This is a genomic window from Streptomyces sp. CG 926 (genome assembly GCF_003148825.1).
GTDB lineage: Bacteria > Actinomycetota > Actinomycetes > Streptomycetales > Streptomycetaceae > Streptomyces.
This window is the reverse complement of sequence record NZ_QGGZ01000001.1, coordinates 817,269-839,282: the sequence shown is the minus strand read 5'-3', so window position 1 is coordinate 839,282 and position 22,014 is coordinate 817,269. Positions and strand designations below refer to the sequence as shown.

General features: G+C 73.8%; 18 protein-coding genes. 9 read left to right on the top strand and 9 right to left on the bottom strand.

The genetic code is table 11. From position 1 onward, the window contains the following. Positions 1 to 51: 51 nt before the first annotated feature. The 3 genes from BCL76_RS03445 to msrB all read left to right on the top strand — a co-directional run bounded on the left by BCL76_RS03445 (position 52) and on the right by msrB (position 2,415). The gene (locus BCL76_RS03445; RefSeq protein ID WP_109777986.1) at positions 52 to 519 is read left to right on the top strand and encodes an indole-3-glycerol phosphate synthase; all 468 of its coding nucleotides are present in this window, start codon (positions 52 to 54) and stop codon (positions 517 to 519) included. 61 nt (positions 520 to 580) lie between these two features. Next, complete coding sequence (gene murC / locus BCL76_RS03440) at positions 581 to 1,978, top strand: UDP-N-acetylmuramate--L-alanine ligase (protein WP_109777984.1); 1,398 nt, start codon at positions 581 to 583, stop codon at positions 1,976 to 1,978. Positions 1,979 to 2,001: 23 nt separating this feature from the next. Continuing rightward, positions 2,002 to 2,415, top strand: a complete 414-nt coding sequence (msrB, locus tag BCL76_RS03435) for a peptide-methionine (R)-S-oxide reductase MsrB (protein WP_030760602.1) — start codon at positions 2,002 to 2,004, stop codon at positions 2,413 to 2,415. Positions 2,416 to 2,460: 45 nt separating this feature from the next. On the opposite strand, the gene BCL76_RS03430 is transcribed toward msrB, so the two are convergent. The 4 genes from BCL76_RS03430 to BCL76_RS39585 form a co-directional block, all read right to left on the bottom strand. Then, a complete protein-coding gene (locus tag BCL76_RS03430; protein ID WP_109777982.1) occupies positions 2,461 to 3,750 on the bottom strand; it encodes an MFS transporter in 1,290 nt (429 codons plus the stop codon). A gap of 3 nt (positions 3,751 to 3,753) precedes the next feature. Next, positions 3,754 to 4,299: a DUF5825 family protein gene (locus BCL76_RS03425; RefSeq protein ID WP_109777980.1), complete on the bottom strand. Its 546-nt coding sequence runs from the start codon at positions 4,297 to 4,299 to the stop codon at positions 3,754 to 3,756. Continuing rightward, positions 4,296 to 6,185: a RiPP maturation radical SAM C-methyltransferase gene (locus BCL76_RS03420; RefSeq protein ID WP_109777978.1), complete on the bottom strand. Its 1,890-nt coding sequence runs from the start codon at positions 6,183 to 6,185 to the stop codon at positions 4,296 to 4,298. The genes BCL76_RS03425 and BCL76_RS03420 overlap by 4 nt, the downstream gene beginning before the upstream one ends. 115 nt (positions 6,186 to 6,300) lie before the next feature. Further along, positions 6,301 to 6,423: a hypothetical protein gene (locus tag BCL76_RS39585; RefSeq protein ID WP_258309265.1), complete on the bottom strand. Its 123-nt coding sequence runs from the start codon at positions 6,421 to 6,423 to the stop codon at positions 6,301 to 6,303. Positions 6,424 to 6,637: 214 nt separating this feature from the next. On the opposite strand from BCL76_RS39585, the gene BCL76_RS03415 reads away from it, so the two are divergent. The 6 genes from BCL76_RS03415 to BCL76_RS03390 all read left to right on the top strand — a co-directional run bounded on the left by BCL76_RS03415 (position 6,638) and on the right by BCL76_RS03390 (position 16,436). Then, positions 6,638 to 11,134 carry an Hsp70 family protein gene (locus tag BCL76_RS03415; protein ID WP_109777977.1) on the top strand — a complete coding sequence of 1,499 codons (4,497 nt, stop codon included), beginning with the start codon at positions 6,638 to 6,640 and terminating at the stop codon, positions 11,132 to 11,134. Between the two features lie 4 nt (positions 11,135 to 11,138). Then, positions 11,139 to 12,491 carry a serine/threonine-protein kinase gene (locus BCL76_RS03410; protein WP_109777975.1) on the top strand — a complete coding sequence of 451 codons (1,353 nt, stop codon included), beginning with the start codon at positions 11,139 to 11,141 and terminating at the stop codon, positions 12,489 to 12,491. Between the two features lie 190 nt (positions 12,492 to 12,681). Next, complete coding sequence (locus BCL76_RS03405; protein WP_109777973.1) at positions 12,682 to 15,042, top strand: sensor histidine kinase; 2,361 nt, start codon at positions 12,682 to 12,684, stop codon at positions 15,040 to 15,042. Beyond that, positions 15,039 to 15,455 carry a roadblock/LC7 domain-containing protein gene (locus BCL76_RS03400; RefSeq protein WP_030012808.1) on the top strand — a complete coding sequence of 139 codons (417 nt, stop codon included), beginning with the start codon at positions 15,039 to 15,041 and terminating at the stop codon, positions 15,453 to 15,455. The genes BCL76_RS03405 and BCL76_RS03400 overlap by 4 nt, the downstream gene beginning before the upstream one ends. After that, complete coding sequence (locus BCL76_RS03395; protein WP_109777971.1) at positions 15,455 to 15,838, top strand: DUF742 domain-containing protein; 384 nt, start codon at positions 15,455 to 15,457, stop codon at positions 15,836 to 15,838. The genes BCL76_RS03400 and BCL76_RS03395 overlap by 1 nt, the downstream gene beginning before the upstream one ends. Continuing rightward, complete coding sequence (locus tag BCL76_RS03390) at positions 15,825 to 16,436, top strand: GTP-binding protein (protein WP_109777969.1); 612 nt, start codon at positions 15,825 to 15,827, stop codon at positions 16,434 to 16,436. The genes BCL76_RS03395 and BCL76_RS03390 overlap by 14 nt, the downstream gene beginning before the upstream one ends. On the opposite strand, the gene BCL76_RS03385 is transcribed toward BCL76_RS03390, so the two are convergent. From BCL76_RS03385 to BCL76_RS03365, 5 genes are read right to left on the bottom strand one after another with little or no spacing between them, the layout of a single operon-like run. Beyond that, positions 16,426 to 17,346, bottom strand: coding sequence for an NAD-dependent epimerase/dehydratase family protein (locus tag BCL76_RS03385; protein ID WP_219933925.1), 921 nt, complete (start codon positions 17,344 to 17,346; stop codon positions 16,426 to 16,428). The genes BCL76_RS03390 and BCL76_RS03385 overlap by 11 nt on opposite strands. Further along, positions 17,343 to 18,506: a cytochrome gene (locus BCL76_RS03380; RefSeq protein WP_109777968.1), complete on the bottom strand. Its 1,164-nt coding sequence runs from the start codon at positions 18,504 to 18,506 to the stop codon at positions 17,343 to 17,345. The genes BCL76_RS03385 and BCL76_RS03380 overlap by 4 nt, the downstream gene beginning before the upstream one ends. Next, positions 18,503 to 19,999, bottom strand: coding sequence for a class I adenylate-forming enzyme family protein (locus tag BCL76_RS03375; RefSeq protein ID WP_109777966.1), 1,497 nt, complete (start codon positions 19,997 to 19,999; stop codon positions 18,503 to 18,505). The genes BCL76_RS03380 and BCL76_RS03375 overlap by 4 nt, the downstream gene beginning before the upstream one ends. After that, positions 19,999 to 20,754: a glycosyltransferase family 2 protein gene (locus BCL76_RS03370; protein ID WP_258309264.1), complete on the bottom strand. Its 756-nt coding sequence runs from the start codon at positions 20,752 to 20,754 to the stop codon at positions 19,999 to 20,001. Before BCL76_RS03370 ends, BCL76_RS03375 begins: the two co-directional genes overlap by 1 nt. Further along, the gene (locus tag BCL76_RS03365) at positions 20,751 to 21,773 is read right to left on the bottom strand and encodes a 3-oxoacyl-ACP synthase III family protein (protein ID WP_109777964.1); all 1,023 of its coding nucleotides are present in this window, start codon (positions 21,771 to 21,773) and stop codon (positions 20,751 to 20,753) included. The genes BCL76_RS03370 and BCL76_RS03365 overlap by 4 nt, the downstream gene beginning before the upstream one ends. Positions 21,774 to 22,014 lie beyond the last annotated feature (241 nt).

The following is a 22,014-nucleotide window of genomic DNA, read 5'->3' as shown; positions in this document are numbered from 1 at the left end:
TTTCCGCAGGGGTCGGCCGGCCGGCCTCGGCCCATGAAGGAGAGGGCGTCCGTGTTCACGAGCGTATTGATGATCGAGCAGCCGCTGACCGCGGTGGACGTGGACTTCGTCACCACCCTGCACGGGGACGACGCGGTCTCCTTCATCGTCCTCATGCAACCCCGGGGCGACCAGGACCGACTGCTGCGCGCCATCGACGACGTAGCGCTCGGTGAGCTTCCGGAGGCCATCCGTGAGGGTGACGAGCCCGAGGGCGAGGCCGCCCTCGGCCCCGCCGCGCACGCCCTCGCGCACTCCCTGAACGCGCTGCGCGCCAAGGGAGCCAAGGCCGTCGGCCAGCTCGTCGAGGACCACCCGCTCGACAGACTGAAGTCCGTCGTGGAGGAGCACGGCGCCGACGAGGTGATCGTCCTGACCGCCCCGCACTTCGTGGAGGAGTTCTTCCACCGGGACTGGGCCTCGCGGGCCCGCCACAAGGTCGGCGTTCCCGTGCTCAAGCTCTTCGCCCACAACGAATAGGCTTGGGGCCAGTCAGAGCCTCACGCGCACCCGCAAGAAACACGATCCTGGAGCGACCTGAATGAAGCCCGGCCTGCCGACCGCCATGGAACGGCCCCACTTCATCGGCATCGGCGGCGCCGGCATGTCCGGCATCGCGAAGATCCTGGCCCAGCGCGGAGGGAAGGTGGCCGGCAGCGACAGCCGCGGTGACTCCGAGACCGCCGAGGCGCTGCGCGCCCACGGCGTCACGGTCCACGGCGGACACGCGGCCGACAACCTCGCCGCCGATTCCACCTGCGTGGTCGTCTCCAGCGCGATCCGCGCCGACAACCCGGAGCTGGCCCGCGCCGCCGAGCTGGGCGTCCCCGTCGTGCACCGCTCGGACGCGCTGGCCGCCCTGATGGACGGGCTGCGGCCGATCGCCGTCGCCGGCACGCACGGCAAGACCACCACCACCTCGATGCTGGCCGTGTCCCTCTCGGCCCTGGGCCTGGACCCCTCGTACGCCATCGGCGGCGACCTGGACGCCCCCGGCTCCAACGCGCACCACGGCGAGGGCGACATCTTCGTCGCCGAGGCGGACGAAAGCGACCGCACCTTCCACAAGTACACCCCGCAGGTCGCGATCATCCTCAACGCGGAGCTCGACCACCACGCGAACTACGCCTCCATCGAGGAAATCTACGAGTCCTTCGAGACCTTCGTCGGCAAGGTCGTGCCCGGCGGCACCCTGGTCGTCGCCCACGGTCAGGAGGGCGCGGCCGAGATCGCCCGCCGCGTCGCGGGCCGGGAGGGCCTCACCGTCGTCACCTACGGCGAGGAGGAGGGCGCCGACGTCCGCATCACCAAGATCACCCCGCGCGGCCTGACCAGCGAGGTCACCGTGATCCTGGACGGCCGGATGCTCACCTTCACCGTCTCGGTCCCCGGCCGCCACTACGCCCACAACGCCGTCGCGGCCCTCGCCGCGGGCGTGGCGCTCGGCATCCCGGCGCACAACCTGGCGAGCGCGCTCGGCAAGTACACCGGCGTCAAGCGCCGCCTCCAGCTCAAGGGCGAGGCCGCCGGCGTCCAGGTGATCGACTCCTACGCGCACCACCCCACCGAGATGACCGCCGACCTGGAGGCCATCCGCGGCGCCGCCGGCGACTCCCGGATCCTGGTCGTCTTCCAGCCGCACCTCTTCTCCCGCACCCAGGAGCTCGGCAAGGAGATGGGCCGGTCCCTGGCCCTCGCCGACGCCTCCCTGGTCCTGGACATCTACCCGGCCCGCGAGGACCCGATCCCCGGCGTCACCAGCGAGGTGATCATCGCGGCCGCCCGGGCGGCGGGCGCCGACGTCACCGCCGAACACGACAAGACGGCCGTCGCCGACGCCATCGCGGGAATGGCCAAGCCCGGTGATCTCGTTCTCACCATGGGCGCGGGCGACGTCACGGACCTCGGTCCGGCCATCCTCGCCCGGCTGTCGAGCTGAAGGTACGAGGGAGCGGGAGAGTCATGTCCTACGAGGTCGAGAAGACGGACGAGCAGTGGCAGGCGGAGCTGACCCCGTCCGAGTACCAGGTACTGCGCTTGGCGGGCACCGAGCCGGCCTTCCGCGGTGAATACACCGACACCAAGACCGAGGGTGTCTACTCCTGCCGCGGCTGCGGGTCCGAGCTGTTCCGCTCGTCGGAGAAGTTCGAGTCGCACTGCGGCTGGCCGTCCTTCTTCGACCCGAAGGACACCGACGCGGTCGAGCTGATCGCGGACACCTCGCACGGGATGGTCCGCACGGAGGTCCGCTGTGCGAAGTGCGGCTCCCACCTGGGCCACGTCTTCGAGGGCGAGGGCTACCCGACCCCCACGGACCAGCGTTACTGCATCAACTCGATCTCGCTGCGGCTGACTCCGGGCAGCCAGGAGAGCTGAGCGCCTGCGGTTCCCTACGGGAGTGGATCCCGTAGGGAACCGATGTCACGGAGCGGGCGGCGCCGGAGCGGTGTCGGTGCGGTGCGGCAGCCAGAAGCAGCACGCGGCCAGGAGCGCCGCCGTCGCGGCGCCGGTCAGCACCGGGACGTTCCCCAGCCAGGCCGCGAGCGCGCCCGCGGACAGGGCCCCGACCGGGACGGTGGTCAGCAGCGCCGCCTGGGCGAAGCCGGCGACGCGGCCCTGGAGGTGCCGCGGGGCGATCAGTTGCTGGGTGGTCGTCATCGAGATCGCCCACACGGTCGCCGCCATGCCGAAGACCAGTTGGTACGTGAGCAACGCGGGGAAGGCGAGGCCCAGCGACGCCGCCGGGACGAAGAAGATCGCGAGGGCCGCCACCACCGCGCAGATCCGGGTGGCCCGGTACAGCTCGACGGACGTCGCGAAGCGGCCCGCGAGCAGAACCCCGACCACGGTGGCCACGCTGAACGCGGCGTACACCGCCCCCAACTGCCACGCGGGTAGGGCGAGTTCACGATTCGCATAGACGACGAAGAGCGCATCCGCGGCTCCGCTGCCGAGGTTGAACCCGGCGCCGGCGAGCACCTGTCGACGCAGTACCGGTTCCGCCCGGACCACCGCCAGCCCCTCGCGGAGCGCGGCGAGTCGGGGGCCCTGACGTCCGGTGGGCTCCGCCGGCCTGTTCAGCGACGCGGGCAGGGCGAACAGCAGCACGGCCTCGACAGCGTAGGCGGCGCTGCCGGCCAGCAGGGCGGAGGGCGCCCCGACGAGACCGACGAGGACACCGCCCAGGGCGGGGCCGCCGATCATCCCCGTCGTCCGGGCGCCGGTCAGGGCCGAGTTGCCGGTCAGGAGCTGTTCGGGCCCGACCACTCGGGGCAGCGCGGCCTGCAGCGCCACCGAGAGGGTCCAGGTCAGCGCGCCCGACAGGCCGGCCACCACGTACAGGTGCGGCAGACCGAGGCGCCCGAGTGCCCCGGCGAGCGGCACCGAGGCGACGACCACCACCTGCAGCGAGGTGAGCGTGACGGCGAGGGTGCGCAGCCGGGCCCGGTCGGCGAGCACACCGGCGAGGGGGCTGAGCACGGCGCCGGGCAGATACGTCAGGGCCAGCAGCGCCGACGCCCCGAACGGGCCCGCGTCCAGCCGGGTCACGGCGAGCAGCGCCAGCGCCAGCGCGGTGATCTGCCGTCCGACCGAACTGGCCGCCTGTTCGCCGCAGAGCAGCAGGAACGGGCGGTGTCGTCGCAGCGCGCCCCATGGTGAGCCGCCGCCGCCGTCGGTCGTGGCCGGGGATCGGGTCGGTGACGAGGTCACAGGTCAGACGCTCGTGCAGGGGACGGGCCAGCGCCGCAGACGGGGCGGCAGCGCGACCACCCACCCCCGTGTGACCAGGACGAGCCGTTCGTCCGCCAGCAGGGCCACGGCCTCGCGGTGTGTGGCGTCGAGCGCGTCGAGGGCCGTGGGTTCCTGCACGGCGAGGAAGGCGTCGAGCACTGCCGGCCGGTCGAGGGTGAACCGGGCCGCGGCCGAGGGGTCGCGGCGGTCCATGACCGTCACGAAATCCGGCCCGCGGCGGTGGTAGAACAGGCCGTACGCGTACCGTGACCGCCACACGGCCGCCTCGTCGGACGCACCGGAGCCACCGGACGCACCGGACCCGCCCGGGGAGGCGGGCCGGGGCGCCGGTGGCGGGAGGTGGTGCAGCAGCCCGGTGTCGAAGGGCAGGGCGTCGCGGTCCGGGACCCAGCGCACCGTGAGCGCCCGACTCTGACATTCGCGCAGGAAGCGCACGGCGTCCGCCGCGCCGCGCCCGCCGGTGCCCAACGGCAGCGGTTCGTCCACCACCACCTGCCCGCCGGTCATCGGGCCACCACCTCGATGTCGACCCCGGCCCCGGCATCGTCCGTGACGGCGGCCGCGCGGACCGGGGCGTTCCGCAGCGGCAGCGACACGTACGACCGGCGGTCGAAGAACAGCAGGCCCAGGGACACCTGCTCGCCGAGCCACCGCGTGAGCCGTTCCGGGGTGGGCGTGTGTCCCTCCTCGGTGAGGAGCCGGTGCAGGGCGGGCCCGGAGCGGCCGTGTTCCAGGTGCCGGAACGCGGCGGCCTCCCAGCCGCTGCGCCGATGCGTCCGCTTCGGCCATCCGTGCCGCCGGTCGTGCACCAGCAGGTCGCCGTCCGCGCCGGATTCCATCAGCAGCGTCGAACCGGCGTGCCCGGCCCGCCAGGCCTCGACGGCCCGTGCCAGCCGCTGCTCCGTCTCGCCACCGATCCCGCGGGGCGGGGTGTCGAAGAGGTACACCAGATCGGCCAGTTCCTCCTCCGGCAGGTCGTACACATGGTCGTACATCTCGGCGGGGGAGCGCTCGGCGAAGCCGAGGGCGGGATCGGCGAAGTGCGGGCTGAACCGCTCCAGCTGGATGCGGAACGCGCCTCCCGGTGGCTGCAGATGGACGAGCGCCGGGAGCTGGTCGACGACCGGGTCGTAGTCGTCCGCCGTCTCGCCCGGGAACCCGTACAGGTAGTTCCACGTGCAGGTGAGCGACCGGTCGGCGCACTCGCGGAGCGTGCGGACGTTGCGGGAGCCGGTGACGCCCTTGTCCATGAGGTCGAGGACGCGGTTACCGAGACTCTCGATCCCCGGTTGGATGTGGACCGCTCCCGAGCGGGCCAGGAGCGCCAACTGATCCGTGGTGAGGTTGGACTTGACCTCGTAGTGCATCAGGAGGTCCCAGCCGCTGTCGGCGGCCAGCGGCAGGAAGTCCGTGAAGTACGCCATGTCGATGATGTTGTCGACCGTGACGATGTCGAGGATCCGGTGCCGTCGGACCAGCCGGTCGACCTCGGCCCACAACTGCTCACCGGGCTTGGCGCGGAACGCCATCGCGGAGCCGTTGAGACCGCAGAACGTGCAATGGTGCTTCTCGCCCCACCAGCAGCCGCGGGCGCCTTCCACGACCAGTTTCGGACGGACGTACTCGGCCACCGGGGAGGCGTCGAGCTCCGCCTGCCAGATGTCGTAGTCCGGCGAGCCGATGTCACGCGGCGCCACCGTGCGGCGGCTCTCCTCGTTGGCCCGCGAGGACCCGCCGTCCCACCAGCACAGGCCCGGTACGTCGACGGGCGGGGTCCCGGCGTCCAGATGGGCCAGCAGGGCGGGGAACGCGTACTCCCCTTCCCCGCGCACCACATGGTCGACGAAGGGATGGTTGCGGTGCAGGGCGTGGCCCATCGGCCCGTCGCAGTTGCTGCCGCCGAAGACCACGGTGAGGGAGGGACGGCGGCGCTTGAGCTCGGCGGCGAGCGCCAGCGAGGACACGTTCTGCATGAAGGTACTGGTGAACCCGACGACGTCCGGGTCCTCCTCGAGGATCTCCGCGGCGCTGCGGTTGATGAAATCCGCCGCGTGGACCCGCATGGCATGTGCCTTGTCCACCGGGATCCCGCGCCGCTCCGCGTAGGCGCGCAGCCGTGCGACGCCCCAGTCGGGGTCCGCGTAGAGCACGCCCGAGAAGACCCAGTCGCCGAGCCCGTCGAAGATCGAGTCGCTGCCCACCTCGGCGTGGTCGGCCGGGCGCAGCAGTCCGTCCGTCCGCTCCAGCAGGAATTGCGCCCAGCGCAAGGAACCGTGGAACTCGTGGATCTCGTCCGAGGGCCGGGTGCGGGTGAGCAGGGAGTGCAGCAGGCCGATCTGGAGCGAGGGCAGGTCGAGCGGCTGCCAGGGCATGGTCACCAGATGGACGCGCATGCGGCCCTCCCCGTCCGGCCGTGCTCCGTCCGCCGCGCCGGCCGATCGACGGCCCGGCACGGGGTCTCGGCGCCCGGTGTCCGCAGTGCCACGCCGGGCGCCGATTCCCGCCCGGTCAGGACGACGGTCGCTTGTCGATGGTGAGCCGGTCGCGCTTCCTGGCCTCGTCGCGAACGGCCACCTTCTTGATCTCCGGCTTGGTCCGGGTGTCGTCCTCCGGTGCCCTGTCGCTTTCCACGGTGCCTCCCCTTCCTCAAGTCCGCCGACCCTAAAGGCCGTTACTCGCGGTACGCAAGGGATGGTTCCGGCCTGTGGGGCCATTGCTCCGCGAACCGGGCCCCGCGTCCCCCGGCGGTCAGGAGCAGTCGCGCAGTCCCATCTCCCGCGGCCCTTCGGGTCGTTAGCATGGGAGATCAGGGTCCGGCCTTGTGATCGCAGGGGGATGACGACAGGTGTGGCGCAACAGGTCCTCGGACGGCAGACCCCGCAGCCTGCGCAAGGCGCTCAAGGTGGTGGACCAGTCCTTCCGGCCCGCGCAGCTGACCGGAAGAGACCTGGACCAGGCTGCCGAAGCCTTCGGCCGGGCCCTCGTGGAGGCGCTCGACCACGACCCGGCGCTGGCGGTCGAGCTGCTGGAGCGGCCGGGCCGCCGACTGCCCGCCGAGGGGTACGCGGCCGCGTTGGGGCCGGAGCGGAAGGCGGCGCTGCACGAAGCCGTCGGGCGCGGCGACCGTACCGTCCTCGGCGTGATCGCCGAGGCGGCGGGCCGCGCCGGAGACCTCGCGCTGGAGCGTGCGGCCGGGGGCCGGCTGGCGGTGCTGGCGGGCGAACGGGACAGCGCCGACGGCCTCGTCTCCTTGCTGCGGCGCCGCCAGGACGCGGGTCTCCTCGACCTCGGCACGACGACGCACGCCTTACGGGCGTACACCGCGAGGGCCGCGCTCGCTCAGGACGCCGCGCTGTGGAGCGCCTTCTTCGACCACCTCGCCGACCCCCTCGTGCCGGACCTGTACCCGGTGAAGCTCTTCCTCGGCCGCGGTGGCGACGCCGCGCGACTCGCGGACAACCCGGTACGCAAGCGCGAGGCGCTGGAGTGCTGCGCGGCCTCGCAGCGCATCGACGACGTCCTCGCCGGACTGGAACTGGCCCGCACCGAAGGGCTGTCCGAGCGGACCCGGGACTTCCACGAGCGGGCCGGTGAACTCCTCCTCGCCGCGGGCCGACCCGCCGAGGCGCTCGCGCACTGCGAGCAGGCCGGGCGGCACGATCTGGTGAGCCGCTGCCACGAGCGACTCGGCGATCGCCGGGCCGCGCTGGCGACCTGCCCCGCGGAGGAGCCCGACCGGCTGGCCGCCCTGGCCGCCGTCTGCCACCCGGACATCGACGACCAGGTGCAACGGGGCGACCGGCTCGGCGCCCTCGGGCTCGTCTCGGAGATCCTCGGCCACCTGGAACGGGCCGTGAGGCCGACGGAGCGGATCGCCGAGGAGACGGGCGAGCTGGAGGGTCTGCGGGCGGCCGTCGGCGCGGTCGAGCGGCGCCGGCTGGGTGATCTGCTGGGGCGGGCCACCCCTGCCGACCGCCCGGCCGTGTACCTGGAGTGGAGCCGGTTCGAGGAGGCGGCCGGCCGGCCCGCGGAGGCCGCCGGGCTCGCCGAGGACGCCGGCGATCTCTACCGCGCGCACGCCCTCTTCCGGAAGGCCGAGCGGTACGGCGACGCCGACCGCGTCCTCAAGAGCGAGGACTCGGCCGAGGGCCGGGCGGCCCGCGCCGCGTCCCGCGAGGCCGGTGGCGACCTGCTCGGCGCGGCCCGGCTGCACGAGCAGGACGAGCGGTACGAGGAGGCCGTCGACCTCTACGGCCGTGCGGACGACGCCTCGGCCGCGGCCCGCTGCCTGATCCGCGGACAGGGCGAGGAGGCGATCGAGGACCCGCGGCTGGCCCCGTTCCTGCGCCGGACGGGCGACATCGCCGAACTGGTCGAGCGCTGCCTGGACGCCTTGGAGCGCAGGGGACGCGCCTCGGCGGCCGCCGGGATCCTCACGTCACTGGTCGAGCAGGACGACGCGGCCGTCCCCGAGCTCCAGCGCGAACGGGTGAGCCGCGCCCTTCAGGCGATCGGCGCCGTCGGCCGCACGGAGTTCGAGGAGCGGGCCGCCGCGTGGGCGCGGCAGGCCCGCGCCGACACGCACGCCCGCTTCGCCGACGTCTGGGGTCTGGACCTCGGGACCCACTCCTGCGTCGCCGCCCTGTACGACACGGACAGCGGACGGCCGGTGATCTGTCCGGACGGAGTGAACACCCAGTTCGCCTCCACCCTGACGGTGACCGAGTCGGGCGAGGAGATCGTCGGACTGAGCGGTGACCAGATCCTCGCCCCCTGGGTGGTCGGCCACATCAGCGCGTCCAAGCGCCGGATGGGCGACGGCATGGCCTACACCGTCCTCGACCGCTCCTACCGGCCGGAAGAGGTCGCCGCCCGCCTGATCGCGCACGCCCGGACGCTGGTGGAGAAACACCTCGCCGCGCAGGTACGCGAACGGCTCGGGGAGCTGGCCCGCACGGAGCTCGGGCAGGTGCGCGACGAGTGGCTGGACTGGGCGGCCGAGCACCACGACCTCACCCTGGAGCGGGAAGAGGTGATCGTCACCATCCCCGCGTACTTCCGCAACAACGCCAAGCACGCCACCCGCAGCGCGTGCGACATCGCGGGGGTGAAGGTGCGGCGCCTGATCCACGAGCCGACCGCGGCCTGCCTGGCGGCCGCCGCCCAGCGGAGGCTGAGCGGCGAGGTCACCGTCGTGGACCTCGGCGCGGGCACCCTCGACGTGAGCGCCATGGAGGTGCAGGGCAACCGCTACCAGGTCCGGAACATCCTCGGCGACAACGAGTACGGCGGCTACGACTTCGACCGGATCGTCGCCGACGAGCTCGCACGGCGGCTCCGCGCCCGCGGACTCGACGTCCCGGCGACCGGCCGGGCGCGCCGACGGCTCGAACTGGCCGCCGAGCACCTCAAGATCGCCCTCTCCTCCCAGCCCGAGGCCGAATACATCCTCAACGCCTACCTGGGGCAGCCGGAAGTACGCCTGGAGCTGACCCGCGACGAGCTCGCCACCCTGCTCGCCGACTCGCTGGGCACCCTGCGCGCGGTCTGCGAGCGGATGACGCAGGAGCGGGGCCTCCTGCCGGACCACCTCGTCCTGGTCGGTGGCCCGATGCTCTCGCCGCTGATCAGCAAGGCCGTGGAGGAGGTCTTCGAAGCCGACCGCACCGTCCTGTCGGACCCCCGGACGGCCGTGGCCTACGGCGCCGCGCTGGAAGGTGCGGTGCTCTCCGGCCATCTGACGGGGTTCGACCTGCATGATGCGACTCCCTTCGACCTCGGGATCGCGGTCGCCGAGGCCGACGGCGCCGAGGGTTTCTCCATCCTCATCCCGCGGAACACGCGCATTCCGAACAAGGCGTCGAAGACCTACACCACCACCCGGGACCTGCAGTCGGAGGTGCTGATCAGGGTCTACATCGGCCGGATCGAGCCCCGTTCGCTGGTGGGGGTCCTGCGGCTGACGGGCATCCCGCCCCTCGCGCGCGGAGTACCGCAGATCGAAGTGACCTTCGGGTTCGACAAGAGCTGCGTCCTCACGGTCACGGCACGCGACACGGTGACCGGGAACAGCAGCTCGGCCGAGTTCACCGAGACGACCCTGCTCGCACCGGGCGAGATCGAGACGATGTCGCGGCGACACACCGTCCAGCGCGAACTGGAGGAACTCGGGCGCACCCTGGGCCGGTTGGTCGAGGAGGCGGCCGAGCTCGGCGACTGCGAGCCGCTCTGCCGTGAGTTCCGCGAGCGGCTGAGTGCCCACCGGCCGGCCCGCCGGGCCCTGGACCCGACCACACAAGGCCTGCTCGCCGAGATGTACGGCCCGCAGTCGGCCGAGCTGGAAAGCGAACTCCTGTCCCTGCGAGCCCCGTTGCGAGATCTGCTGGCCAACGCGCGGAACCATCTGGCCCAGCCGCTCCTGGCGGAACGGACCGCCGCGGGAGACCACCTCGCCCGACAACTCGCGGTGCACCTCGCCGCCATGCGCCAGGGCATGGCCCGGCTGACGCGCTGGAACGGCGTGCTCGCGGCCCTCGCCGCCGTGGACAGCGACCCGCTGACGCGTTTCCGCGCCCTGCACGCCGCCGGCGACCACGGTCGGGCACTCCAGGCGCTGGAGGAACTGGCGGAACCGCTCACCGACCCCGAGGACCTCCGGCGACGGCTGCACTGCCTCGCCGGCGCCGGAGACGTGGAGGGCTACCGGCGAACGCTGCTCGCCGACGCGGCCCGGCTGGGCGCGGTCGTACTCGACCCCGCGAACCCGGGGGACTCCACGGAGTTCACGGCGTCCGCCCGGGCCGCGCTGGTGCGGGTGGCGGACGGCAGCGGCCAGGAGGGTGACGGTTTCCTGATCTCGGACCGCCACGTCCTGACCAGCCGCCGGTGGACGGCGCAGGATCCCGAGGCGATGACCGTGCGACTGGTCGAGGGGGAGCGGGCCGTACGCCGGGTCTTCCTCGCCGACTCCTCCTCCATCGCCACGGCCGTGCTGCTGCTGGCCGAGCCGGTGCGGGCGGCGCCGCTGCGCCTGGGCTTCCCCCGGCTCGTCCACATCGGCGACCTCGTCTGGGCCGCCGAACCGGACGCACTGGCGCCCGGCACGGTCGAGAAGTTCGAGGTCTTCCCGGAGCAGCGACTCCAGTTGTTCAAGATCGATCTGACCCTGCCGGCCGACGCGGCCGGCGGCCCCCTGTTCAACGAACTCGGCGAGGTGATCGGCACGCTGGCCCTGCGCGCGGAGTCGGACGGCGTCTTCGCCGTGTCGACCGACTCGCTGGCCCCCCTGCTCGTGAGCGCCGGCTTCGGTCTGACGGGCGCGGCCGGCGGAGACGGAAGGTAGCGCGGTGAGCGACGACATGGCGGGCCGGCTGCTCGACGGGCGCTACCGGATGCGCGTGCCGCTGGGGGCGGGTGGGATGGGCGAGGTGTGGCGCGCCCACGACGAGGTGCTCGACCGGGAGGTCGCGCTCAAGCTGATCCACCCCGCCGCGGCGCAGGACGCGCATTTCCGGGCCCGGTTCGAGCGCGAGGCCAGTTTCACCGCGCGGCTGGCCGGAGACCCGCACATCGTCACGGTCTACGACTTCAGGAAGGACCCCTGCTACCACGTGGTGATGGAGCTGGTCGAGGGCAGCTCCCTGGACACCCTGGTCCGCGACGGAGCACTGCCGCGCCTGACCGACGTCCTTGCGTGGGCCCGTCAGATCTGCGCCGCGCTCATCACCGCGCACGCGAAGGAGATCGTCCACCGGGACCTCAAGCCCTCGAACGTCATCCTGACCCGGGCCGGAACCGTGAAGGTCGTGGACTTCGGCATCGCCGCGCTGCTGCCCGGAGCCGCGCCGGGCAGCCGGGGCCAGACCAAACTGACGGTGAGCGGGCACTTCCTCGGCAGCCCGCCCTACGCCTCCCCGGAACAGATCCTGGGTTCGGCGGTCGACGCCCGCGCCGACCTCTACTCACTCGGCTGCCTGCTGTACGAACTGGTCACGGGTGCCCCGCCGTTCGGAACCGGTTCGGTCCATGCCGTCGTCGACCGGCAGCTCGGCGAGCCCGCGCGGCCGCCCACGGAGCTCCGCCCCGACCTGCCCCTCGGCCTGGAACGGCTCATCCTCGATCTGCTGGCCAAGGACCGCGAGGCCCGGCCGCCGGACGCCGAGGCCGTCGGCGCACGGCTTCGGCTGCTGGAGACACCTCGGGGCTACACGCCCACGTCGGCCGACCCGCTCGCCGCCGCGGCCGCCCCGCGACCGTCGGACGGCGGGACGTCCTCGGCCACCGCGCTGCACCTCGCGCGGGTCTTCGACTTCCGGGGGCCCGACGGGGCGCCCGCCATCGCGCCCGACCGCGAGCACGTGACCTCTGCCGAGGAGTGCGCCGCCCTGCTCAGGTCCCTCCGGCAGGCCCCCGTGGCCCTGCACGGCCTCGTACCGGAACCGGACCGCCTCGATCCGACCCGGAGCAGGGTGGTGCCGGCCGGCTTCCGCACCGACGGCCTCTGGGTCTGGTCCGACCAGATCGCCTACTACCTCGAACGCTACCGATGCGCCCCGGACCCGGCCCTGCGCCACCACCTCGCGCGGCGCGCCGAGCAGCGGCCGGACGTTCCGGCACGGCTCCTGAGCGCGGCCGGAAAGCTGGTACGGGGCGAGCCCCAAGGGTCGCTGACCGGCCGACCGGCCGCCGGCGGCGGGTAGTCCGCCACCGCGGCCGGAACGCAACGGGGAGGCCTTGGTGTCGAGTACGTCGCGGTTCGATTCCGATCCGATCTCTGGCCTGCGATGATTTCCCGGAACTAGCACGCTTCGGGCTCGGAAGACACCTATCCGAAACTCCGCCATGTCTGGTTATGATCGGCCTCCCGCCGTCCCCCGCTCGCGAGGACCGATGTCTCCCACAGAACCCGAAGGCATACGACGGCAGTCGACGACCCGTCGGCGGCGTACCGTGCGTCTGCGCACCCTGCTCATCTGGCTGGCGGTGGTCCCCACCGTCGCGATGGGCACCCAAGTGACGGTGACCGCGGAACGGTTGCTGGCCCAGTCGGACAAGCTGCGGTCCGACGTGGCCGCCGCCGAACAGGTCGGCGCCCCGCTCTACACGCTCATGGTCGACATGCAGGCCGAGCGCACGGCGACGGCCGCCCGGTGGGCGGACGACGACGGCTCCGAGGGCGAACTGCGCGTCCGGCGCGAGGCCACCGACCTGGCAGCGGCGGAGTTCCGCCGACTGGCGGTCGATCCCTCGCGGTCCTTCTCCGAGGTGACCCGGCAACTGGAGAAACTGGCCGGGTACCGGCAGCGCGCCGACACCCGCAGCGGCGCCGCCGACAGCACCCTGGCCTACTACTCCGAGGTGATCGGCAAGGTCATCCAGGTGTACCAGCAGGAGTTCAGCCACGCCGAGGACGCCGAACTCGCCCAGGCGAGCCGCCCCGTGGTGTCGATGCTCCAGGCCACCGAGATGGTGGCGCGCGAGGACACCGTCCTGGCCCTGGCCGGGCCGTCCGGGGAACTGACCTTCGTCGGCTACGACCAGTTCGTCAGCGCCCTGGGTGCCCAGCGGTACCTGCACGAGGCGCTGATCGTGCCGCACCTGACGGCCCGGGACGAGCGGTTCTACGAGCGGGTCGTGGGATCCGCGGACTGGCAGACCAAGACACGCATCGAGAGCGCGGTCCTCTCCGGGCACAAGGACATCGTCTCGGGCATCAAGCTGCCCGCCGAGGTCGGCGGCTGGTCGTCCGCGCACGCCAACTTCTCGGTGCAGATGACCACCCTCAACATCGACCTGGCGCGTTCGGTGCTCGCCCGTGGCGAGGCCAAGGCCGGGGAACTGCAGACCGAGGTCGCCTGGCTGATCGGGGGCAGCGCCGGAGGGCTGCTCGCCGTCGTGGTCGTGGTCTTCTTCACCACCCGGTCGGTGCTCCGTCGCCTGAACAAGCTGCACGAACGCACGGTGACCGTCGCCGAGCGGACCCTTCCCGACGTCGTCGCCCGGCTCCAGCGCGGCCAGTCCGTGGACCCCGAGGCCCTGCCGGCCGTGACCGGGGACCGGGACGAGGTCGGACGCATCAGCGACGCCTTCGCCCGGGCCGTCGAGGTCTCCGTCGACGGACACCGCCGACTCGCCGCCGAGCGCCACGGATTCGGCCTGTTCGCCTCGGGCATCGCCTCGCGCACCGGAAACCTGGTCAGCCGCCAGCTGAGCCTCACCGAGGACCTCCAGGACACCTTCGGCCACGACGAGGCGCTGCTGGCCGAGCTGATGCGGGCCGACCAGCTGACGGTCGGCATGCGGCGGCAGATCGAGAACCTCCTGATCCTGGCGGGCGGCGAGGTCCCCGACCCGCACACCGAGCCCATGCGCGTCGCCGACCTGCTGCGCGAAGCGGCTTCGGAGGTCGAGGACTTCCGGCGCATCGAGCGCCAGGCCCTGGACGAGACCAGCGTGGAGCCGAGCGCGATCAGCCAGATCAGCCACCTGCTCGCGGAGCTGCTCGACAACGCCACCCGGTTCTCCCCGCCGAAGTCCAAGGTGGTCATCCGCGCCGAACTGGTGACGGACGGCCTGTCGGTCGAGATCGAGGACCGTGGGCCGCGGGTGAGCCCGGAGCGCTACGAGGAGATGAACGGGCGCCTGCACGAGGCCCCGCCGTACTCCGTGCTGGCGCAGAACGCCCACCGGCTCGGCCTCTTCGTGGTCGGGCACCTCGCCGACCAGCTGCGCGCGACGGTCACCCTGCGCCGCTCGGTGTACGGGGGCACCTCGGCGGTGGTGATCCTGCCCAGGCAACTGCTGGTGGCGACCGACCCGCAGACGCCCCGTGAGATCGAGGCGCAGCCCCGGGTCCTGGAGCTGCTCCCGGCCCCGGCCTCGGCTCCGGTTCCCGCCGCCCGCGTGTCGAGCGAGTCCGCTCCCGAACCCGCCCCAGCCCCGGAGCCCGAGCCGGTCGTGCGTACGAGCGCCGGGCTGCCGAGCCGCCGTACGAAGGCACCCGTGGCGGTCGCCGCCGCCGTGTCCGCGCCCGCGCCGGTAGCCGTACCCGTACCCGCACGCACGGCGCGGCCGGCCCTCCCGGAGCGCGTCCCGCAGACCCACATCGCCGAACAGCTGCGCGAGCCCCGCGCGCAGGAAAGCGTCGTCCGGCCCGACACCGCGACACCCGAAGAGGTGGCCGATGCCTGGGCGGACTACGAACAGGGGACCCAGACAGTGGAAGAAGAGCTCCGACGGGATCAGCCATGACCACCTCACCGAACACCGCGGCATCCAACGACGCGATCTACAGCGTCCTCGACAACAACCTGAGCAGGATCGCCGGCGTCCAGGGAGCCGTGCTGCTCTCCAACGACGGCATCAAGCTCAGCGCCTACCTGCTGGACGAGCCCCAGGCCGAGCGCATGGCGGCCGCGGCCTCCGGCATCGCGTCCACGATGAAGGCGATATCCCGGGAGATCGACGGCGGCCGTGTCATCCGCCAACTGGTCGAGATGGACGACCGCTACCTCTGCATCGTCGGCTGCGGCGAGGGCAGCACACTCATCGTGGTGACCTCCCGCAAGGCGCGACTCGGAGAGCTGGGTGGCGAGGCCGTACGGACCGCCCAGGCGCTCGGCGAGTGGCTGGGCACCCCCGAGCGCGGCCAGCCGTCCGCGTAATGCCGGACGAGCCACAGCCACAGTCGCAGCCGCTGCCCGTAGGCCGCCGCCGGACCCGGCTGTACGCCCTGACCGACGGGCGTACGGCCGCGGCGCACGCCGTCCTCACCATGGACACCACCATCACGGCGGCGGCCGACGGCGAGGTGGACGGGACCCTGCCCACCGAGTGGCAGGAGATCCTCGCCATGTGCGCGCCGCCGGGCGGGCGGGCCGTCGCCGAGATAGCGGCGCGGATGCACATCCGCCTCACGCCGATGACGCTGCTCCTCGGCGAACTCGCCGACCGCGGGCTGATCCACCACCGGCCGCCCCTGGCGGTCGCCGACACCACAGACGTCCACCTGCTCCAGAGAATCAGGGACAGCCTTGCCCGGATATGACACGACCGCCCCGCAGGAACAGGGACAGGAGCCCGCCCCGGTCAAGATTCTCGTCGCCGGTGGGTTCGGGGTCGGGAAGACGACCCTGGTGGAGACGATCTCCGAGATCGAGCCGCTGCGGACGGAGGAGCGGCTGACCTCGGCCGGAATCGGCGTCGACGACCTCGACGGCATCGAGTCCAAGACGGTGACCACCGTGGCGATGGACTTCGGCCGGCTCACCCTCACCGACGCCGGTGTGGTCCTCTACCTGTTCGGTACGCCCGGCCAGGAACGCTTCTGGTTCATGTGGGACGACCTGCTGAACGGGGCCCTCGGGGCGATCGTGCTGGTCGACACCCGGCGGCTGGACCGCAGCTTCCCGGCCGTGGACTTCTTCGAGAGCCGCGGACTGCCCTTCGTGGTCGGCGCGAACTGCTTCCACGGCGAACAGCCCTACACCGCCGAGGAGATCGGGGCCGCGCTGCACCTGCGCGATCCGAACACGCCCGTCCTGATGCTCGACGCCCGCTCCCGTACGGACGTCCGCGGCTCCCTGCTCGCGCTGCTCGACCTGCTCATCGCCAAGGCACAGGCCCCGGCGGCCGTCAGCGGCTGAGCCCCGGCCGGGCGCCGGCCACCGAGGCCAGGTGGTCCGCCAGGGTCCGGTGCGGGGCCCAGCCCTGGGCCCGGGCCCGGGTGAGGTCCAGGACCACCGGGTGCGCCAGTTGGTCCACCGCGTAGCGGCTGAGGGCCGGCTCGGCCCCGACCGCGCCCGCCACCGCCTCCGCGATCCGGGCCGCCGCGCCGGCCACCGGCAGCGGGAGGTGCCGGATCCGGGCCCGGACGCCGTGGGCGCGCAGGACCGCGCGGACCGCCGCGTCACGGTCGTAGGGCTCCGCGTCGGCGACGTTGTACGCGCCCGGTGCCCAGCCGGACGCCGTCAGGCAGGCCCGCGTCAGGTTCTCCACCGCCGTGAGACTGAGCCGTACGTCCGGACCGGGCAGCAGCAGGGTGCCGGCCCGGACCCGGGACAGCAGCCGGGGCAGCAGTGTGGTGTCGCCCGGCCCGTAGACGGCCCGCGGTCGCAGCACCACCGCCCCGGCGGCCAGCGCCAGGGCCTCGCCCTCCGCCTTCGTCCGCCCGTAGGCGTTCAACTGCCCGGCGCGCGGGTGCTCCTCGTCGATCAGGCCGCGGTCGTGCCGGGGGTCGTAGACGCTGGCGCTGCTCACCCACACCACGGGCCGCCCGGCCGCCGCCCCGAGCAGCCGCCGTGTGCCGTCCACGTTCACCGCGCGCATCAGCGCCTCGGCCCGCGAGCCGGGGGCCGGATCGCCGACGGCCGCCGCGCAGTGCACCACCAGTTCCACGCCCGCCAGGTCCGGCGGCTCGGCGGCCGCGTCCCAGAATCGGTGTGTGCCGACCGGGCCCGGCCTGCGGCCCAGGCACACCACCTCGGCGCCGGTCGCCGCGGCGGCGCGTGCCACGTGCCCGCCGCAGAAGCCGCTCGCGCCGGTGACCGCGATCACGCCCGGCCCCTGGCGGGTCCGGCCCCGGAGCCCGCGGCCCCGCGATCCCCGGCCCGTACGGTCAGCACGCGCCAGCCCGGCAGCGCCGCCCCCCGGTCCACCCGGGCCCGGGTCACCACCGGACGGTACGGGGCCAGCGCGCCCAGGACGTCGATCAGTTGGGCCCGAGCCGGCTGGGCCCCGGGGCACGCGTGCGGTCCGACGCCGAACACCAGCCGGTCCACGGCCGGGCCGGCGGGCCGCCGGGCGTCCGGGTCACGCCGGTGCGCCGCGGCCGCGTGTCGGGCGACCAGCAGCAGCCGGTCGCCGCCGCGCACCGGGCAGCCGCCCACGGACCCGTTGGCCGCGGCCACCCGGGGCAGCAGCGGCGAGGCCGCGGTGACCCGCAGCAACTCGTCCGCGAGTACCGGCCGCAGGGCCTCGTCCGCCGCCTGCTCCCACAGTCCCGCGTCGGCGCACCAGGCCACCGCCCGGGGCAGCGCCGCCACGGTGGTGTTGACGGCGGCAACCGCCACCATCGCCGCCAGCGCCTCGGCCTCGGACCCCAGGAGCCGGCGGAGCCGGTCGGTCGCGCGGGCCGCGGCGGCCTCGGCGCCCGGCCGACGCGGCCCCGGCAGATGGCTGCGCACCGAGGCGGCCGCGGCCTCGGCCGCCGCCTCCGCGACCGCCCGCGGGTCGGCGTCGGAGCCCAGCAGGGCGCACACCACCGAACCGGACAGCTCCCGTGCGAGGTCGACGAGGTCCACCTCACCGCCCCGGTCCAGCGGCGCGAGCCGGCGTACGAGCAACGGCCGCCAGAGCGACCGGAGATCCTCGACCCCGGCGCCGCCCAGCGAGCCGGCGAGGTCCCGCCGGTCCGCCCGGTGCCCGGCGCCCTCCTGGTCGAACAGCACACCGCCGACTCCGGCCCCGGCCCCGGCCCGGTCGGCGCCCAGGGCCGACCGCGCGGCGGCGCCCGTCGTGCCGGCCGCCGTCCGATCGAGCGGCAGCCGGGTCAGGGCCTCCCGGTAGGCCTCGGGATCGTGCACCAGCAGGGTCCGGCCGAGCCGGCGCACCGGACGCCCGCGGGTGGCGGCGAGCAGCCCGAACAGCAGCGGACGGCTGCGCAGATAGACCTGGCGGTCCCGCCGCCGGGCGCGTGCCTGGGAGACGGTGGTCATCGGCCGGACACCTCCAGCCGGCGCGCCGCCAGCGCGGCCGTCGCCGCCCGGTCCGGTTTGCGCGAGCGCCCCGACAGCGGGATCCGGGCGAGCAGCAGGGCGTCGGGCCGGGCCGTGCCCATCCGCCGCACCGGCTCCGACAGGGCGGCACGCAGCGCCTGCTCGTCCGCACCCCGCCGCGGCTGTACGACGGCGACGAGCCGTTCGTCGCCGTCGCCCGCCGGGATCCCGACGAGCACGGCCAGCTCCACCCCCGGCACGTGCAGGGCGGGTTCGTACAGCCCCGGGTAGATGTTCTCCGCCCGACGCAGCACCATGTCCTTGCTCCTGCCTTCGAGGACGATGCGGCCCGCACCGTCCAGCCGGGCCCGGTCGCCCGTGCGCACCCACGGGTCGGGCTCCTCCCCGAGGTAGCGATGGCGGGCGGCGGGGCCGGACAGCAGCAGCTGCCCGGTCCCGTCCGGTTCGGCGCGTACGCCCGGCAGCGGCGCACCGACCAGGTCCCCGGGCTCCCCGGCCGCCTCGAACGCGGACTTCTCCCGCGCCTCGACCGCGGCGGCCGGGAACAGTTCGGTCAGCGCGTACACCCCCCAGGCCTCGGCCGCGCCCGCCGCGCGGACTCGTTCCAGCAGCCCGGCGCCCGCCGGAGCCGAGCCCGTCCACACCCGGCCGTGGAAGCGGGCGCCCGCGCCCAGCGCGTCCCGCAGCCGGGGCGGGGTCAGATAGGTGTCCTCGGGCCGAATCCGATGCAACTGGCGTGCCAGGACGCGGGAGTTGCCCGCAGGGAGGGCGACGGCGGCGCCCCGCGCCAGCGAGGGGACGAGGACGAAGAAGGTACCGCCGAGCACCGGCCGGTCCCCGTCCGCGTCGAACAGGGCGGAGACCGTGCTCATGCCCGCGGCCAGGCTCGCCCGGGTGTGGACGACGGCCCGCGGCAGGGAAGTGGTCCCGGAGGTGAACACGATCACCGCGTCGGCGTCGGCGCGGTGATCGGCGCCGGGCGCGGGCACTCCCCGACGGGACGCGCCCAGGTCCAGCGCGGGCGCACAGCCCGGCAGCCGGGGCCCGACCGTCGCCACCGGCCCGAGCTCGGACAGGTCCGGCAGCGCCAGGCGCGCCCGGCGGGCCAGCGGTCGGGCCCAGCCCGCCACAGCCTGCGCGGCCGCGTCGGCCAGTACCAGCGAGGGCCGGGCCAGCGCGAGGCGGGCGCGCAGCACGTCCGGCCCGGCCCCCGGATCCAGTACGGCCCCGCGCAGCCCGAGCCGCCACAGGGCGAGCAGCACGGCGAGGGCGCGCGGACCGGGGCGCACGGCGACGCCGACGGTGTCGCCGGCGCGCAGCCCGCGCGCGTGCAGAGCCGCGGCGAAGGCGTCGGACAGCTCGGCGAGTTCGCCGCGCGTGGCTCGTACCCGGGGTACGCCGGTACGGGTGGCGGTGAGCACGGCGGGCCGCTCGGGGCGGCTGCGCAGCGCGTGGTCGAGGTGGTCCAGCATCAGCGCGGGTCGTCCGTTCCGTGTGTGCCGCTGCCCTGGTCCAGGTACCAGCGGGCGGTGCCGGCGAGCCCGTAGGCCCGCAGCCGCCGCGTCGAGTTCTCCACGACCATCTCCCGGCAGTGCGTGATCCGGTCGGTGTGGCGGCGTACGGCGTTGAGGAAGAGCCGGTCGGTCGGGGAGGGGCGCCGGGGCATGCCTCCGACGGTCAGGTACAGCTCGGCGGTGATGGCCATGTTGTTCCCGGCGTGCATGCGGTACGGCGCCCGGTAGCCGCGCCGTCGGGCGTGCTCGGGCCGCAGCCGGCCGAACAGCGCGGCGAGGGCGACCAGCGCGCCGAACCCGGCCCGTCCCAGGGGTCCGTGCTCGTCGCGGCGGGCCACGATCCGCCCGCACACCAGCCCGGGGCTGCGGATCAGCGCGCTCCGGGCGGCCCCGGTCCAGCCGGGCCGGGGAAGGCAGTCGGCGTCCGTGCGGGCGAGCAGGGCCGCGCCGCGGCCGATCGCGTACCGGAAGCCGGTGTCGACGGCGGAGCCGACCCCCTTCTCCGGCTCCTCGATCACCTCCACCGGGAAGGGCGCGCCGGCCGCGAACGCGCGGGCCACGGCCCCCGTGCCGTCCGTCGAGGCGTTGTCGACGACCAGCAGGGTGAAGTCCCGGTCCCGCTGGGCGGCGAGCGCCCGCAGGGTGTCGGCCAGCCGGGCCGCCTCCTCGTGCGCGGGCACGACCACCCACATCGGCGGGGCGGCGGCGCTCACGACTTCTCCCAGACCATCGTCATGATGCTGATGCCGCCGCCCAGGCCCACGAACAACACCCTTTCACCCGGCGTCAGTTCGTCGAACACCCGGTCCAGTTGGAGGCCGATGCTCGCGCTCGCGACATTGCCGAGCTCGGGCACCGTCACCACCAGCTTCCCGGCGGGCACCCCGGTCAGTTCCGCGAACCGCTCCAGGTACGGCACCGTCACCTGGTGCACCAGCACCTTGGCGAAGCCGTCCACGTCCATCCCCGTGCGGTGCAGCGTCCGGTCGATGACGGCGGTTCCCACCTTCTCGAAGACGCCGCGCAGTTCATGACCGTCACCGCGGAAGTAGGTGTACGCGTCCCCGCGCGGGTGCCGCGACCCGCCGCCCGGGATCCCCCCGACCTCCCAGTGCTCGGAGTGGGTCTCGGTGTCCACGTCGATGATCCCGCCGCGCTCCACGGCCTCCACGACCACGGCCGCCCCCGCGTCGCCGAAGGTGTAACCGGCGAAGCCGTCGCGCAGCTCCGCGAGATCGGCGGGGTCCTTGCGGATCGCCCGGCTCGGGGTCTCGCCGGTGACCACCAGGGCCCGCCGTGCGCGCCCGGCGATGATCATGGAGCGGGCGAGGTCGATCCCGTTGACGAAGCTGTTGCAGGCGTTGGTGACGTCCAGGGCGTGGGCCCGCGAGCCCAGTTCGGCCTGCACGATGTGCGCGGTGGCCGGTTCGACCAGATCGCGGGAGGCGGACGCGAACAGCAGCAGGTCCACGTCGAGCGGACCGAGTCCGGCGGCGGCCAGGGCCCGGCGGCCGGCGCCCACCGCGAGGGTGGAGGCGTACACGCCCTCACCCGCGACCCGGCGGGAGACGATCCCGGTGGCCTGGGTCAGCAGCCTCGGCGGCAACGTCAGACCACTGCGGCGCGCCACCTCCCGCTGGAGCGTGTCGGAGGACAGCACCTCGTCGGGCAGCAGGCTGCCGACGGCGGTTATCCCGACGCGCGGCAGCGGATCACTTGGCTGAATGAACATGCACACACGATGACAAGCAGGCCGGTCCGGAGCCTGAGTACGGATGCTCAGTTCGCCACCGCGCCCCGCACCAGCCACCTGAGTACGGCGGCAGGCTCGCGCGGAGCACCGGAACGTATCGTGGGCGCGAAGGTGGCCGAGGGTGGCCGAGAACGACGTCCTGGCCGCGCCGGACGTCTCCCTGCGGGGTCTGGGCGATGTGTGCGTCGAGGTCATGGACGACGAACGGTCCGTGCAGTGG

Bases quoted from the DNA above. Each gene is read 5' to 3' on its own strand.
- murC (WP_109777984.1), top strand. From the start codon at position 581: ATGAAGCCCGGCCTGCCGACCGCCATGGAACGGCCCCACTTCATCGGC.
- msrB (WP_030760602.1), top strand. From the start codon at position 2,002: ATGTCCTACGAGGTCGAGAAGACGGACGAGCAGTGGCAGGCGGAGCTG.
- BCL76_RS03425 (WP_109777980.1), bottom strand. From the start codon at position 4,299: ATGACCGGCGGGCAGGTGGTGGTGGACGAACCGCTGCCGTTGGGCACC.
- BCL76_RS03420 (WP_109777978.1), bottom strand. From the start codon at position 6,185: ATGCGCGTCCATCTGGTGACCATGCCCTGGCAGCCGCTCGACCTGCCC.
- BCL76_RS03405 (WP_109777973.1), top strand. From the start codon at position 12,682: ATGTCTCCCACAGAACCCGAAGGCATACGACGGCAGTCGACGACCCGT.
- BCL76_RS03400 (WP_030012808.1), top strand. From the start codon at position 15,039: ATGACCACCTCACCGAACACCGCGGCATCCAACGACGCGATCTACAGC.
- BCL76_RS03395 (WP_109777971.1), top strand. From the start codon at position 15,455: ATGCCGGACGAGCCACAGCCACAGTCGCAGCCGCTGCCCGTAGGCCGC.
- BCL76_RS03380 (WP_109777968.1), bottom strand. From the start codon at position 18,506: ATGACCACCGTCTCCCAGGCACGCGCCCGGCGGCGGGACCGCCAGGTC.
- BCL76_RS03375 (WP_109777966.1), bottom strand. From the start codon at position 19,999: ATGCTGGACCACCTCGACCACGCGCTGCGCAGCCGCCCCGAGCGGCCC.
- BCL76_RS03365 (WP_109777964.1), bottom strand. From the start codon at position 21,773: ATGTTCATTCAGCCAAGTGATCCGCTGCCGCGCGTCGGGATAACCGCC.